General features: G+C 43.5%; 17 protein-coding genes. 11 read left to right on the top strand and 6 right to left on the bottom strand.

Features of this window, described 5'->3' with window-relative positions; genetic code table 11:
- The first annotated feature begins 173 nt into the window (after positions 1-173).
- The 3 genes from hslO to DACSA_RS08350 all read left to right on the top strand — a co-directional run bounded on the left by hslO (position 174) and on the right by DACSA_RS08350 (position 1,858).
- Complete coding sequence (gene hslO, locus DACSA_RS08360; protein WP_015229333.1) at positions 174-1,070, top strand: Hsp33 family molecular chaperone HslO; 897 nt, start codon at positions 174-176, stop codon at positions 1,068-1,070.
- A gap of 390 nt (positions 1,071-1,460) precedes the next feature.
- Entirely contained in the window at positions 1,461-1,658 is a 198-nt protein-coding gene (locus DACSA_RS08355) for a type II toxin-antitoxin system HicB family antitoxin (protein WP_015229332.1), read from the top strand.
- Positions 1,655-1,858, top strand: a complete 204-nt coding sequence (locus tag DACSA_RS08350; RefSeq protein WP_015229331.1) for a type II toxin-antitoxin system HicA family toxin — start codon at positions 1,655-1,657, stop codon at positions 1,856-1,858. Before DACSA_RS08355 ends, DACSA_RS08350 begins: the two co-directional genes overlap by 4 nt.
- Positions 1,859-1,953: 95 nt before the next feature.
- Here DACSA_RS08350 and DACSA_RS08345 read toward each other — a convergent pair whose 3' ends face one another.
- From DACSA_RS08345 to DACSA_RS08330, 5 genes are all read right to left on the bottom strand, one after another.
- Complete coding sequence (locus DACSA_RS08345; RefSeq protein ID WP_015229330.1) at positions 1,954-2,289, bottom strand: hypothetical protein; 336 nt, start codon at positions 2,287-2,289, stop codon at positions 1,954-1,956.
- Between the two features lie 291 nt (positions 2,290-2,580).
- Positions 2,581-3,552, bottom strand: coding sequence for a vitamin K epoxide reductase family protein (locus DACSA_RS08340; RefSeq protein WP_015229329.1), 972 nt, complete (start codon positions 3,550-3,552; stop codon positions 2,581-2,583).
- A gap of 56 nt (positions 3,553-3,608) precedes the next feature.
- Positions 3,609-4,445, bottom strand: coding sequence for a photosystem I biogenesis protein BtpA (btpA, locus tag DACSA_RS08335; RefSeq protein ID WP_015229328.1), 837 nt, complete (start codon positions 4,443-4,445; stop codon positions 3,609-3,611).
- A 160-nt stretch (positions 4,446-4,605) separates the two neighbouring features.
- Positions 4,606-4,737 (bottom strand): hypothetical protein, encoded by a 132-nt coding sequence (locus tag DACSA_RS22505; RefSeq protein WP_269544728.1) that lies wholly within the window; start codon positions 4,735-4,737, stop codon positions 4,606-4,608.
- 53 nt (positions 4,738-4,790) lie between these two features.
- Positions 4,791-5,153 carry a DUF1815 family protein gene (locus DACSA_RS08330; RefSeq protein WP_015229326.1) on the bottom strand — a complete coding sequence of 121 codons (363 nt, stop codon included), beginning with the start codon at positions 5,151-5,153 and terminating at the stop codon, positions 4,791-4,793.
- 559 nt (positions 5,154-5,712) lie between these two features.
- Between DACSA_RS08330 and acpP the strand changes: the two genes are divergently transcribed.
- From acpP to DACSA_RS20500, 8 genes are all read left to right on the top strand, one after another.
- The gene (acpP, locus tag DACSA_RS08325; protein ID WP_015229325.1) at positions 5,713-5,967 is read left to right on the top strand and encodes an acyl carrier protein; all 255 of its coding nucleotides are present in this window, start codon (positions 5,713-5,715) and stop codon (positions 5,965-5,967) included.
- A gap of 48 nt (positions 5,968-6,015) precedes the next feature.
- Positions 6,016-7,275: a beta-ketoacyl-ACP synthase II gene (fabF, locus tag DACSA_RS08320; RefSeq protein ID WP_015229324.1), complete on the top strand. Its 1,260-nt coding sequence runs from the start codon at positions 6,016-6,018 to the stop codon at positions 7,273-7,275.
- A 157-nt stretch (positions 7,276-7,432) separates the two neighbouring features.
- The gene (tkt, locus tag DACSA_RS08315) at positions 7,433-9,451 is read left to right on the top strand and encodes a transketolase (RefSeq protein WP_015229323.1); all 2,019 of its coding nucleotides are present in this window, start codon (positions 7,433-7,435) and stop codon (positions 9,449-9,451) included.
- A 78-nt stretch (positions 9,452-9,529) separates the two neighbouring features.
- Complete coding sequence (locus DACSA_RS08310) at positions 9,530-10,315, top strand: type 1 glutamine amidotransferase (RefSeq protein WP_015229322.1); 786 nt, start codon at positions 9,530-9,532, stop codon at positions 10,313-10,315.
- Between the two features lie 338 nt (positions 10,316-10,653).
- Positions 10,654-12,108, top strand: a complete 1,455-nt coding sequence (locus DACSA_RS08305) for a DUF6130 family protein (protein WP_015229321.1) — start codon at positions 10,654-10,656, stop codon at positions 12,106-12,108.
- A 262-nt stretch (positions 12,109-12,370) separates the two neighbouring features.
- Positions 12,371-13,984, top strand: coding sequence for a murein biosynthesis integral membrane protein MurJ (gene murJ / locus DACSA_RS08300; RefSeq protein ID WP_015229320.1), 1,614 nt, complete (start codon positions 12,371-12,373; stop codon positions 13,982-13,984).
- 284 nt (positions 13,985-14,268) lie between these two features.
- Positions 14,269-14,526, top strand: a complete 258-nt coding sequence (locus DACSA_RS08295; RefSeq protein WP_015229319.1) for a hypothetical protein — start codon at positions 14,269-14,271, stop codon at positions 14,524-14,526.
- 40 nt (positions 14,527-14,566) lie between these two features.
- Entirely contained in the window at positions 14,567-14,731 is a 165-nt protein-coding gene (locus DACSA_RS20500; RefSeq protein WP_198007661.1) for a hypothetical protein, read from the top strand.
- 119 nt (positions 14,732-14,850) lie between these two features.
- On the opposite strand, the gene DACSA_RS08290 is transcribed toward DACSA_RS20500, so the two are convergent.
- Entirely contained in the window at positions 14,851-15,036 is a 186-nt protein-coding gene (locus DACSA_RS08290) for a hypothetical protein (RefSeq protein ID WP_041235395.1), read from the bottom strand.
- Positions 15,037-15,235: the final 199 nt, after the last annotated feature.

The following is a 15,235-nucleotide window of genomic DNA, read 5'->3' as shown; positions in this document are numbered from 1 at the left end:
AAGACTGCCAGGAGATGGTTTCTGGTTTCTCGATCGACCATAGTGTTCGATCGAATCATCTAGCTTACTCGTAAGCCTCTATGACTCGTCGCGGTTGGTTAATTCATCCCCCAATAGAAAATAGCGAATACCATAGAGAAAGTAGCAAATGTAAAGAAATGTAAGGGGTTCTCATGGCGGATCAGTTAATTCGAGCGACAGCAGCAGAGGGAGGTATTCGCGCCGTTGGGGTAATTTCCACACGGTTGACAGAAGAAGCAAGACAACGACACAACCTCTCTTATGTCGCCACCGCAGCGTTAGGACGAGCAATGTCCTCTAGTTTATTATTAGCGTCTAATATGAAACAGGAACAATCTCGTGTCAATCTTCGGATTAAAAGTAATGGCCCTCTCGGCGGACTTTTAGTAGATGCGGGAGTTGATGGCACAGTGCGCGGTTATGTGCAAAATCCTGCGGTAGAGTTACCACCCAATGAGAAGGGAAAACTGGATGTTGGTGGTGCAGTAGGAAATGATGGCTATCTCTATATTATTCGAGATGTCGGTTATGGTTATCCCTATTCCAGCACGGTTGAGTTAGTTTCTGGGGAAATTGGCGATGATGTGGCGAATTATTTGGTTACTTCCGAACAAACTCCCTCGGCTTTATTAGTGGGTGTGTTTGTGGGAGCAGAAGGGGTCACTGCTTCTGGTGGTATTTTACTACAGGTGTTACCGCAGGTTTCCCATGATGATGAATTAGTGCAAACTTTGGAGTCGAGAGTGAGTGGGTTATCAGGGTTTACTCCTTTGATGCGACAAGGAAAGACGTTATCGTCAATTTTTGAGGAGTTACTGGGAGATATGGGGCTATACATTTTCCCTGATGTTCAGATGCTCCGTTTCCATTGCGGTTGTACCTTTGAGCGGATGATGCGAGCGCTGAAACTCTTGGGAGTGGCGGAGTTGGAAGATATGATCGAGAAGGATGAAGGCGCGGAAGCTACTTGTCACTTCTGCGGTCAAGTTTATCAAGCGAGTCGAGAGGAATTGTTGGCGTTAGTGGAGAAAATGAAGGTGGAAGATTAAGGTTTTTTTGTTTCTAAAAGGAGACTTTTGTCCGCAACCAGTCTGTAATGAGTTGCGGACTATTTCTTTTGAACCAGCGCCAAGCGACGGCTCTAAATGCAGGTTTGCAGCAATAAAGCGCGATCGATAGATTGGTTAAAATAGGGCTTGCTGAATAAAACTGAAAGTTTTACCAAATAAGGATTTGAGGCGATTAAGTTCAGGTAAAAATGCAAGTTCATTGATTGTTCAATCGTCACGCATCTTGCATCAAAACCTTAAACTCCTACCGATCAATCAACCCTCTTGCCTTTTGCATGCAAGCCTTTTGCCTTACTCAACCAACCAATGGACTTTTTCAGCAACCCCTAAAATAAACATTGCTAGTCATCAATAAAATTAGAAATAACAATGAAAATCAAAGCAATAATTCACGCAGCCGAAGAAGGTGGATATTGGGCAGAAGTGCCAATTTTTCAGGGATGCTATACCCAGGGAGAAACGATCGAGGAAATTTTAGAAAATCTCAAAGAAGTAATCAGCTTGTATGCAGAAGATGAACCAGAGAATCTTCATCCCTCTGATCAGGTAGTTGAATTGAATTTATGAAATCAATATCAGGAAAGAAGTTAGGACAGATATTAGAAAGAAATGGTTGGAAATTAGTCAGAATAAAAGGGAGTCATCATCGTTATCAAAAAGATAATATGAGTATCTCTATCCCGATTCATGGTAATCAAGATGTAAAAATTGGACTCTTAAAAAGTGTTATGAAACAAGCAAATTTAACTGAGTCAGACTTAATCTAAATAACTAATAAAATCTAATTCGCCAAACTGAATCAGGTTTTTCTCTTTTGTTCTGAGAATACTTCCATCAATGAGAGAGGTTCAATTTATGCTTTCTAAAAGGAGACTTTTGTCCGCAACCAATTTGTAATGAGTTGCGGGCTATTTCTTTTGAACCAGCGCCAAGCGACGGCTCTAAATGCAGGTTTGGATAACCGCGCAATTAGTTTTAAGGTTCGGTTCATGGGCGTAAATCCGACTTTTTTATTGATAATATTAATTGAGCCAACATCATACAAACCATCTAAAACTTTTTTGACGGTGGCTTCTTCTCTTTCTACGAGGTCACTTAATAAAAGAAGAACGTCGTGCATTTTTTCTTCTTTGAGACGTTCTTCTTCTAAACGCTTTTCGAGTTGTAATTTCACTGATTTTTCTGCTGGTACTAACATTTTTTACAGGTTTTTAATAAGATGATCAATCATATAGCAATCTCAGATGACTTGTTAGAAGCATCAGCCCCCCTTCGATGTGTTGGGTTGCGCTTACGCTTCACAAGAGCCTACATCTGTTGGGTTTCACCCAACCTACATCTGTTGGGTTTCACCCAATCTACATCTGTTGGGTTTCACTCAACCTACATCTGTTGGGTTTCACCCAACCTACATCTGTTGGGTTTCACCCAGCCTACATCTGTTGGGTTTCACCCAACCTACATCTGTTGGGTTTCACCCAACCTACGGTTAGGGGAGTTGGTATTTAAAGTTAGTTGAACCTTCATAATTGGAAATCTCGGCTAAACGCTCTAAGGGTTGGGTTCCGCGATACATTTCGCCATTGATTTCCCAACTGGGATAAGATCGTACTCCCGCTTGTTGACAAGTTTCTGGTTTCGGATCAATTCCTCTGGGATCACATTCAATATAGTTGATTTTATCGAAGGCTGTTTTCCCAAATAGTTGTTTTTGTTCGTGACAATGGGGACACCAAAATGCACCATATTTTTTTGCCCCAATTGCTGTTAAATGTTCGGCGAGGGCGATTTCTGCTTCTCCTGATTTCGTTGTGATGTCCCATCCTTTTGGCGGTTCAGGCGCTGTTTCAGCAACGGGAATAATGTTGGATTCTTCTGCGGAAACTGTACTGTTATTAATATTAGAATAAACTCCTAATGTTCCGACTAAGGTAATCATTCCGACGACAATTCCTGTAAAGAAGATTTGTCCTAAGTCTTCCCAATCTTTTCCTAGTAAGGTAAGTGATAATAAACTTAAGGAGAAAAATGCTGATCCAATACAATAAGGACAAAAGGTTTGTAGTTGAAAGGATAAAATATACATTAGATAACCGCTAAAAACGGTCATTGCGGTACTACCGACTAATAATAATAACCAAGTTTGGTTTTCTAGGTTTTTACGAAGGCTTTTATTTCGATCGGGATTGATTAATAATGGACCCAGAGAAAACAGTACGATCGCGCTATAAGCTAAAAATCCAAATAAACTTAAGGGAAGTCCAAAAACAGTGGCATAAGGACTATTTAAAACATTGCTACAACTACCGCTTTCGGCGGCTCCTGCGACACAACCCACCGTTTGACCCGTGAGTTTTTGCACGGTGAGGTAAGCGGTGAGAATTGCTCCCAAAAGCCCGATCGCGCCGATTATGGGACGAGACCACCGATAAAGCCAAGGGGTTGAACGTCGTCTAGTCATCAGTTATTTCCTCTCACAAATTACGAAATCAAATGAGAACAATTTAATCCTAGCAGTCATGCTTTAGCAGAAAACGGAAACTTCTCTTCTAGACGATTTTCGGTTTCTCGTACCGCTTCCACAAACTGACTGACTCGAATCGGATCAATGGGATTTTTCACATCCCCATTCCGTTTGAGAGAACTGGCGACGATCGCGCCATCGGCGGCTTTTAAAAGCTGAGGAATATTATCCCAAGTTGCGCCACTACCAATAAAAATGGGTTTTCCCCCGGCGGCGGCTGCGGTTTCTAAATCTTCTAGTTGCGGAGGAACGCCGGTTGTACCACCAGAAATAATGATCCCATCGGCTAAACCGCGTTCTACGGTTTCTTGTACCGCCGTTGCTAAGGGTGGATTTCCCAACGGATAAGCGTGTTTGACACACACATCCGCTAAAATACTCACGTCTGCTCCCAATTCCCGACGATAGCGCATTAATTCGTGAGCTTGTCCTTCAATCAATCCTTGATCCGTTGCCATGATGCCATTGAGAACATTCACCCGAATAAATTGAGCATTGACACAAGACGCGATCGCGATCGCGCTTTTCGCATCATTTCGTAACACATTAATCCCGATCGGCAACATAACCAAATTCATCACCCGTTGCACAATCAGACTCATGGCACTAACGACTGCGGGATCAACCTGATTTTTCGGAAAAGGGGCATCAAAAAAGTTCTCAATAATAATACCGTCAACACCACCGGCGGCGAGAGCGGTGGCTTCTTGTTCGGCTCGTTCTCGGACGGTTTTTAAGTTGCCACCCCAACGAGGAGAAGAAGGAAGGGGTAGCAGGTGAACAACACCGATTACAGGATGGGGGGTTTGAAAAATTTGTTCTAAGTCCACGTTGTTTACTCGAACGCACTGCGAATTATATGCTTTTCATTTCATCAGCCACCGTCACCAGCGACCGAGAGAACCGTTACCTGTTCTTTGGTCACTGTTACCAATGGTAATCGTCTTAAGACTATCACCATCTGAGGGACTTTCTCACCCCAAAACTGATTTACCGTCGGGTGGTAAAAACGGTGGTGAACATCATCAAAAATGCCCCAATTCCCACGAGGGCTGCGATCGCCACTGGAATAATATTCATTAATTGTTCTTGATCCATATCCATGATTAAACGTTTAACCAACGATCTTCTTTTCCAGTGTCTCAGACAACAGACCACGCAGCCACCGATGATGATTAACCGATGAGAAAATAGTCTTCAGAAGACTGAGACTGAGGCTCAATGTCGGTGGAACAAACTTGTGTTTTCACTAAATTCGCCAACTCTTGTAATTGATTAATTGCCTCTGCGCCTTCTAATTTCATCAATTCTCGATCGTCGCAAAGTTCAGTCCAAGTAATTCCATAATCGGACACGAGAAAGCGAATCAAGTGATTATCTCCCAAGCTAACCATAAAAGAAGCGCTATTCATTTCCTGACCACAGGTGTAGCAGGAGGCAAGATACCCCCGTTTTTCCAAAACAATAGCAAGGGCTTTGAGATTCATCACCAAATCTTGAACAAATTGGCGGTGTTGGTGAGCTAGTCGTGTAAACACTTTTGTCCTCCACTGGCACACTATTTTTCTATAGTAGCCTATTTTTTTAGATTTTCTTAAGAATTGCGATCGTTTCCAATGACAACAGTTAGCTCTACGCTAACAAAGTTAGGCTTGGAGATTGTGTAAGGCACATTACAGCCTGAAAACTAGCACAACCCAAAAACAAGTAGGGGTTACTGAAAAAGTCCATTGGTTGGTTGAGTAAGGCAAGAGGCAAGAGGCAAGAGGCAAGAGGCAAAAGCAAGTAGGTTGGGTGAAGTTTACGAAACCCAACACCAATCAGCAAGAGGCAAGAGGCAAGAGGCAAGAGGCAAGAGGCAAGAGGCAAGAGGCAAAAGGCAAGAGGCAAGGTGCGTGACGATTGAACAATCAATGAACTTGCATTTTTACTCAGATCTTAATCGCCTCAAATCCTTATTTGGTAAAACTTTCAGTTTCCCAACAGCAAGCCCCAAGTAACTTTATCAACAGGAATTTTCTTCTCTTGCCTCTTTCCGATAAGATATAGAATGCTAAGAACGGTCATCTGACTATCGTGTAAAGGAAAAAAACAACAATGAATCAAGAAACCTTTAATAAAGTTAAAAGTATTGTCGCGCAACAACTGGAAATTCAAGACCAAGAGACCATCAAGCCAGAATCTAAGTTTGCTGAAGATTTAGGGGCTGATTCCCTCGATGTGGTGGAATTAGTGATGGCGTTAGAAGAAGAGTTTGATGTAGAAATTCCCGATGAAGCGGCGGAGAAAATCGCCACCGTCCAAGCAGCAGTGGAATATATTGAAGAAAAAGCGGCAACACCTTCTTCTTAGGTTTCTGAGTGCATAACTCTGTCATCCCCAAAAAACATATCGAAAACTATGGCAAATTCGCAAAATCAACGAGTAGTCGTGACGGGGCTGGGTGTCGTTGCTCCCGTCGGAAATACCCTAGAAGCGTACTGGGAGGCGCTGTTAGCGGGAAAAAATGGGATCAATCAAATAACTCACTTTGATCCCAGTCAGCATGGGAGTCAAATCGCTGGCGAGGTGAAAGGGTTTGATCCCCATCAATATCTAGAACGAAAGCAAGCCAAACGCATGGATCGGTTTGCTCAGTTTGCGCTGGCGGCAAGTTTACAAGCGCTCAATGATGCTCAATTAGAGATTAATGAGTTGAATGCCGATCGAGTTGGGGTAATGATTGGTACGGGAATCGGTGGGATTAAAGTCCTAGAAGACCAACAGGAAACTTATCTCAATCGCGGTCCGGGTCGTTGTAGTCCGTTTATGGTCCCGATGATGATCGCTAATATGGCGGCGGGTTTAACCGCGATTCAGGTGGGGGCAAAAGGTCCGAATTCCTGCCCAGTAACGGCTTGTGCGGCTGGTTCTAATGCGGTTGGGGATGCGTTTCGGATTATTCAACGCGGAGACGCAGAAGCGATGATTTGTGGCGGTGCTGAAGCAGCGATTACTCCCTTGACCGTTGCTGGGTTCGCTGCAGCCAAAGCTCTCTCTACCCGTAATGATGACCCGGAACACGCTTGTCGTCCCTTCGATCGCGATCGAAACGGATTTATTATTGGCGAAGGATCAGGGATTCTGGTTCTGGAATCTTTAGAACACGCGATCGAGCGTGGGGCGAAAATCTACGGGGAAATCGTCGGTTATGGTATGACTTGTGATGCTTATCACATGACTTCCCCCACCCCAGAAGGAACAGGCGCCGCCAGCGCGATCGCTCTTGCCCTCAAAGATGGTAATCTTTCCCCAGAAGCGGTGAGCTATATTAATGCCCATGGCACAAGTACCGCCGCCAATGATGTCACCGAAACCAAAGCGATTAAAAAGGCATTAGGAAAGTCTGCTTATCAAGTGGCGATTAGTTCCACAAAATCCATGACAGGGCATTTATTAGGGGGATCAGGTGGCATTGAAGCGGTCGCAACGATGATGGCGATCGCACAAGATCAAGTCCCTCCCACGATTAATCTAGAAAACCCCGATCCCGAATGCGATTTGGACTATGTGCCGAATGTCGCTCGTCAAACCACAGTCAACTGTGCTTTATCCAACTCTTTTGGCTTCGGCGGACATAACATTACGTTAGCCTTTAAAAAATACTCATCAGACCACTGAGCAATTGAGCAAGGTGTGGCAAAATGAGCTTGCCTCTAAATCCCACTTTCTGCAAAGATAGAAGGAAATTGTGCGCCTTGCTCCAATTGAACTGGGTTTTTGGATTTAACCCAGCGCCCAAAAAATTCAGTTAACCGTAGATAAATAAAAAATAATTATGGTCGCCACTACTCAATCACTCGAACAACTTTGCATCAACTCGATACGCTTCCTTGCTATTGATGCAGTGGAAAAAGCAAGTTCAGGACACCCTGGTTTACCCATGGGAGCAGCGCCCATGGCGTTTGTTCTCTGGGATAAATTCCTCCGCTTTAATCCCAAAAATCCCCACTGGTTTAACCGCGATCGCTTCGTTCTCTCCGCAGGACATGGGTGTATGCTTCAATACGCTCTCCTTTATCTTACGGGCTACGACAGCGTTAGCTTAGATGATATTAAACAGTTTCGTCAATGGGAATCGAAAACCCCCGGTCATCCCGAAAACTTTATGACGGAAGGGGTGGAAGTTACTACGGGTCCTCTCGGACAAGGGATTTCCAATGCTGTGGGGTTAGCCGTTGCTGAGGCTCATTTAGCGGCTCGTTTTAATAAACCTGATTGTAATTTAGTTGATCACTATACCTATGCGATCGCTAGTGATGGGGATTTAATGGAAGGGGTTTCTAATGAAGCCTGTTCTCTCGCGGGACACTTAGGACTCGGTAAGTTAATCGTCTTATATGATGATAACCATATTTCCATCGACGGCGAAACCGAATTGGCTTTCACTGAAGATCGGATGAAGCGTTATGAAGCTCTCGGTTGGCATACTCAGTTTATTGAAGATGGCAATACCGATTTAGAAGGGCTGGAAAAAGCGATCGCCAATGCGAAAGCTGTCACCGATAAACCTTCGATTATTGGTGTCAGAACGATTATTGGTTTCGGTTCTCCTAATAAAGCGAATAGCCATGATGTTCACGGTGCGGCGTTAGGAAAAGATGAAGTTTCCGCCACCCGTCAAGAGTTGGGTTGGGAATACGGTGAGTTTGAAGTGCCAGAAGATGCGCTTAATCATTTCCGTAAGGCGGTCGATCGCGGCGCACAATCCGAACAAGAATGGAATCAAGTTTTTGAGCAATATAAGAGCAAATATCCCGAAGATGCAAACAACTTCCAGCAACTGATTAGCGGTCAACTTCCCGCAGGTTGGGAAGACGCACTCCCCAAATATACCCCCGATGACAAAGCCGATGCCACTCGTAACCAGTCGGGTGCGGTTTTAAACGCCCTTTCCCCTGTGTTACCTGGATTACTTGGCGGTTCTGCTGATCTTGCGCCCTCCAACAAAACTTATGTTAAATCCAGTGGGGATTTCCAAAAAGGGGCTTACGAAAACCGTAACTTCCGCTTTGGGGTGCGGGAACATGGTATGGGTGCGGTTTGCAACGCGATCGCCCTGCATAATTCTGGTTTAATTCCCTACGGCGCGACCTTCTTGATCTTTACCGATTATATGCGCGGTGCGCTTCGTCTGTCCGCACTCTCTCGCGCGGGTGTGATTTGGGTAATGACTCACGACTCGATCGCCCTCGGAGAAGATGGTCCCACCCACCAACCCATTGAGCAAGTCGCATCCTTACGAGCCATTCCTAACTTAGCCGTTTTCCGTCCCGCCGATGGCAATGAAACCTCTGGCGCGTATAAAGTCGCCGTTGAACGAGCAGCGAACAATCCTGGCGCTCCCACCCTCCTCTGTCTCTCCCGTCAAAAACTCCCCAACTTAGCGGGAAGTTCCATTGAAAATGCAGCCAAAGGCGGTTATGTGCTTTCTGACAGTGAAGGAACACCAGAGTTGATTCTGATTGGCACAGGTGGCGAAGTTGAACTTTGTGTCAACGCTGCCGAACAACTGCGTCAAGAAGGGAAAAAAGTGCGCGTGGTTTCTCTTCCCAGTTGGGAACTGTTTGAAGCTCAAGACGAAGCCTATAAAGAGTCAGTGTTACCGAAAGCCGTCACCAAGCGAGTTGCTGTGGAAGCAGGAACGACTTTCGGCTGGTGTCGTTATGTGGGTAGCGAAGGCGCTGTGATCGGCATCGATCGATTTGGTGCGTCCTCCCCTGGCGGTGTCGCACTGAAAAACTTTGGTTTCACTACTGAAAATGTTCTCGCCACTGCGAAAAACGTCTTAGGTTAATCTGAAACCGTCAAGTAGGGGTTAACAGGTGTTAGCCCCTGCTATCGTTAACCTGAGCACTGAATCATTAGTAGAAACATGGAACTAACCATCGGTTGGCTGTATCCCAGCTTAATGAGTACCTACGGCGATCGAGGTAACGTCATCTGTTTGCAACAGAGAAGTTGCTGGCGACGATTAGAAATTAAAATCGTGCGTTTAGACTTAAACAGCAGCGCGAGAGACTTTCAAGACATCGATCTCTTTGTGGGGGGTGGCGCACAAGATCGCCAGCAAGAGATCGTAATGCGAGACTTAAAAGGAGAAAAAGCGCAAATTTTCCGCGATAAAATCGAGAGTGGAACGCCAGGAGTGTTTACCTGTGGTTCACCGCAACTATTAGGGCATTATTATGAACCCGCTTATGGGGAACGCATTGAAGGGCTAGGCATTTTCGATCTAGTGAGTAAACATCCAGGGAAAAACTCACAGCGATGTATTGGGAATATTGCCTTTCGTCTCACCGCCTCTCCCCTCGCGCAAATGGTACAAGCAAGAACTGGTGAACCACCGATCGTCATCGGCTTTGAAAATCATGGCGGACGCACCTATTTAGGAAACGTGCAGCCTCTGGGACGAGTAATTGTCGGTAATGGGAACAATCAAGAAGATGGGTATGAAGGCGCATTTTACGGAAACGCGATCGCCACCTATGCACACGGACCCCTACTGCCGAAAAACCCCTTTCTCGCGGATTGGCTCATCGAAACCGCATTAGAACTAAAATATCAAAAAACCGTGCAATTATCACCACTACAAGATAACCTTGCACAAAAAGCCCGTAAAGCCATGTTTAAACGCCTCGAAGTGGGAAACCTCGCCTAAAACGTAGGTTGGGTGAAGCAATCAGTGACCAGTGACCAGTGACCAGTGACCAGTAATCAGTGACCAGTAATCAGTGACCAGTGGCCAGTGATCAGTGACCAGTGACCAGTGACCAGTGATCAGTGATCAGTGATCAGTGACCAGTGAACAAATAACAAATAACAAATAACAAATAACGAATAACGGTCTTCACCGACCAGTGGACTTTTTCAGCAAACCCTACTTACTAATTAAGTTTGAGAACTATTGGTAACTGGTAACTGCTTAACTGGTAACTGGTTTCTGATACAGTTAACGAGAGAAAATATTGTGCTGAATTGTGCTGAGGACAGAATATTGTGTTTAATCAAACTGTTATTAGACGAGGGGCAAAACTTGCTCTTTCCACGCTTCTTATTTGTGTATTAAGCCTTGGACTGGTCAGTTGTGGTGGAGAAGAACCTCCACAACCCGAAGAAACCGAGGATATTTCTAAACCAAAACTTACCCTTACCGAAGTTCCTCCTCCTGCCATTTTCGAGGAACTCAGACAAACCTTAGACAGTTATCAACCGCAAGTATCTATTTTGTCCCCTAAAAACGGGGAAGTGATAGAAGATACTCGTGTCAGCATTGAAGTTGATGTTAAAGACTATCCCCTTTTCAAAAACGAAGACTTGGGAATGGGACCCCATCTTCATGTCATCTTAGACAACCAACCTTATCGCGCCGCTTATACAGCAGATGAACCGATTATTTTTGAAGACCTTTCTCCTGGCACTCATACCATTCGGATGTTTGCATCTCGCCCCTGGCACGAAAGTTTTAAAAATGAAGGGGCTTATGCAGTAGTTACCTTCCATCTTTTCACAGAAACAGGAGACAATGCACCTGACTCCGAAGCCCCTCTGTTAACTTATAGCCGTCCCAAAGCAACTTATGGGGCTGAACCCATTTTACTAGATTATTATCTCACCAATGCTCCTATCCGAGGCTTTGAACAAGAAAGCAACTCCGAGGTAGAAGTTAACCCTGCGTCTCAGAGAGACTGGCGAGTTCGCGCTACCATTAACGGTGAAAGTTTCATCATGGATAGCTGGCTACCCGTTTACCTAGAAGGGTTTGAAGAAGGGCAGAACTGGATTAAATTAGAATTACTCGATGGCGATGGTAATCCCATTGAAAACGCATTTAATACTGCAGCGCGACTGTTTACCTATCAACCTGATGGACAAGATACTCTCTCTCAGTTAGTCAGAGGAGAATTAACGGCGGAAGAGGCTCGTGTTATTGTTGATGCAGACTATCAAGTTCCCACCGAAGAAGTAACACCAGAAACCGAAGAAGAGGCTGTAACTGAAGAGGAAGTCACTCCTGAAGCCGAAACTCCTACTGAAGAAGAAGTAACTGAAACTGAGGAAGTAACATCAGAAACCGAAGAGGAAGTTACTTCTGAAACCAAAACTCCCCTTGAAGAAGAAGTAACTGAAACTGAGGAAGTAACATCAGAAACCGAAGAGGAAGTCACTCCTGAAGCCGAAACTCCTATTGAAGAAACGATGACTGAAGAGGAAGCGACTTCTGAAGAAACGGAAACAGTTACGGAAAAGGACACTCCCACTGAGGAAACTCCCACTGAAGAGGTAACACCAGAAACCGAAGAGGAAGTCACTCCTGAAGCTGAAACTCCTACGGAAGAGGAAACGGTTATTGAAAAGGAAGTTTCTAGTGAGGAAACTGTAACGGAAGAGGAAACAGCAACAGAAATGCCTACTGAGGAAGAAAAAGAAACAACATCCAATTCCCAGAAATAACCACTTGGGAAAAATTAAGTAAGGTGGGCAAAGCAAACCCTACAATCTGATCCCCCCAACCCCCCTTAACAAGGGGGGCTAAGAGTAATATCAAGTTCGCTCAATCAAAGAAAAAACGTAGGTTGGGTAGAGACGTTCCATGGAACGTCTCCACGCGAAACCCAACACCAATTATAAGCGAGGGCTTAAAAACCTGATATAACTCCCCTTAAAAAGGGGGAATATTCTGTAACTGGACTTTTTGAAAATTTAGGAAATTATTGTGTCAGAAAAAAACGCCTCTCGTCGTTCCCTGGCTAATATTGCTGGTATTGTTGCCATCGCTACTCTCATTAGTAAAGTTTTTGGTTTAGTTCGAGAACAGGTCATTGCGGCTGCTTTTGGAGTAGGTCCGGTGGTTAATGCTTATGCTTATGCTTACATTATTCCAGGTTTTTTACTGATTCTTTTAGGGGGAATTAACGGCCCCTTTCATAGTGCATTAGTCAGTGTTTTATCCAAACGAGATAAATCAGAAGCTGCGCCTTTAGTGGAAACAATTACGACCTTAGTTAGTGGAATTTTACTTTTAGTTACCGTTTTTTTAGTAATATTTGCTCCCTTTTTAATTGATTTAGTTGCCCCTGGTTTAACCGCAACGCCAGGGGGAGAAGAAGTTCGTTTGATTGCGATTCGTCAATTACGAATTATGTCGCCTATGGCGATGTTAGCAGGATTAATTGGGATTGGTTTTGGAACATTAAATGCGTCAGATCAGTATTGGTTGCCTGGAATTAGTCCCTTATTTTCTAGTTTAGCTGTAATTGCTGGTTTGGGAGGATTAGGATTATTTTTAGGAAGAGATTTACTTGATCCAGAAGATGCACAATTAGGGGGAATGGTGTTAGCTGGAGGAACACTATTGGGGGCAATTTTACAGTGGTTAGTTCAATTATATGCTCAAGCGCGATCGGGCTTAGGAAAATTTCGTCTTCGGTTTCAATTTTCTCGTCCTGGAGTGAAGGAAGTTTTAAAAGTAATGGGTCCGGCTACGCTTTCCTCTGGAATGCTTCACATTAATGTTTATACTGACTTATTTTTTGCCTCTTATATTAATAATGCGGCGGCGGCGATGAAGTATGCTAATCTTATAGCTTTAACGCCATTAGGTATTATTTCTAATATGATTTTAGTGCCAATGTTACCCGTTTTTTCTCGTTTAGCTGCCCCAGAAAATTGGGTGGAATTAAAAGAGAGAATCCGTCAAGGGTTACTACTTTGCGCTTTAACCATGTTGCCGTTAACTGCCATTTTAGTTACTTTGTCGGTTCCAGTGGTACGCTTTATTTATCAACGTTATGCTTTTGACCAAGCAGCATTAGAAGTGGTAGCGCCCGTATTAGTTGCTTATGGGTTGGGAATGTTTTTTTATTTGGGAAGGGATGTTTTAGTTCGAGTTTTTTACGCTTTAGGAGACGGCGAAACACCATTTCGGATTAGTATATTTAATATTTTTCTCAATGGTATTTTAGATTTTTTATTGATTAATTTATTTCAAACTCCTGGCTTGATTCTTTCTACAATTGGGGTTAATATTACCTCAATGGGAGTGATGTTATGGGTTTTAAATCGTCGGTTAAATGGTTTACCTTTGTTACACTGGGGGAAAATACTTTTAACTTTAATCGGGGGAACAGTTTTAGCAAGTGTGGGAAGTTGGGGGAGTAATCAATTATGGGAACAATGGTTAGGTTATAACAATCTATTCCTAGAAATTGGACAGATTATTTTTCCTTCTGCTGTTGCTTTTCTTCTCTTTTTTATGGTTGCGAATCGTTTACAATTACCTGAATTAACTATTTTAGTGAACCGTATTAGGGCAAAATTTAAACGATGACGGGAAGCATTAAAAAAGCAACAAAAACGGAATCTTAAAATTGGAATGGGTGTCGCTGTTTTACTACTAGGAATCGACGAATCGATCGCCTTAGTCTGACAGCAGGAACAGAGATTGTTTTCTCTGAGAATTGTGAAATAATCGAGGAAAGAGAATTAGTCTGTTTTCGATCGAGTCGAGATCAAATCAGCAATGAAGATCAAGCCATTTCCCAACTAGAAACCCACCCTTAATCAAAATTCTGATGGGGTCGTCGTGTGGGAGAAGTGTTATGGTAATTATTAATGTGGGAAGTGTGGCGCGATCAAGTTTTAGGAGAAAAAAGAAACTGTTATAGTTGGTTTAATCTCTTGTGGTTTCCTCCTCAATGGTTAAGACGAATCGATCGAGATATGTTTATCAGCGCGATCGATTACAGGATACAATTACTCAGATTAGAAATGGAACAAGTTTTACAGTGGGGAGTTACAACGACGAGCCGCGATCACGCAATGTGGAATATTATTAACCACAATTGTCTCGGAAAAATGGCAAGATCATAAACAAAATCGTCTGATTCGTCAACGAGAAGACTATAGCGTTTTGTTAGAAAAATTCGATCGCGCCGTAATTTGCGATCGATCTGAAATCGCCCGTTTTCTCATTGCCAATGACTTTAACTTTGAAAATAATTGTGCCGTTCTCAGTGTAGCAGGTTATCCCAAAAACATCTTTTCCAATTGCGTCGCGTTTCGTAGAATTTCTTGATGAATTGGGATTAACTGTAACGAAGGCGATAAAAGAAGTTGATCATACGCTTGTAATAAATTTTGGTTTCCAGTTCGCAGCTTCCCGATTCAAATAATACGCGATCGCGCTATTTTTATTTAATAACAATCTTCTCGCATCTCGTCGCCAATGGGATCATCTAAATGCGCCATGACAGTGGGTAATTCTTGCCACATTTGTTGAGGAGAAATTTCTAAAACCCGATAAATAAACCCCGACTGCTTCGTTTTTCGGAAGGTATTCTGGGATAATAGAATTGAGACTCGATCACAGCTTATTCCCATGCCAAACTCAACTCTTATTTTCCCCAATGATGTTTTCTTTTGGTTGCCAATAGATACAAAGTAGGTTGGGTGGAGGGAAGTGAAACCCAACACCAATTATAAACAATTACCTGAACCTAATATTAGATACAAAGTAGGTTCGGTGGAGAGAAGCGAAACCCAACACCAATGATAAACAATCACCTGAACCTAATATTAG

The organism is Dactylococcopsis salina PCC 8305 (genome assembly GCF_000317615.1).
Lineage (GTDB): Bacteria > Cyanobacteriota > Cyanobacteriia > Cyanobacteriales > Rubidibacteraceae > Halothece > Halothece salina.
The sequence above is the reverse complement of the archived record's forward strand: the minus strand, read 5'-3'. Positions and strand labels throughout refer to the sequence as shown.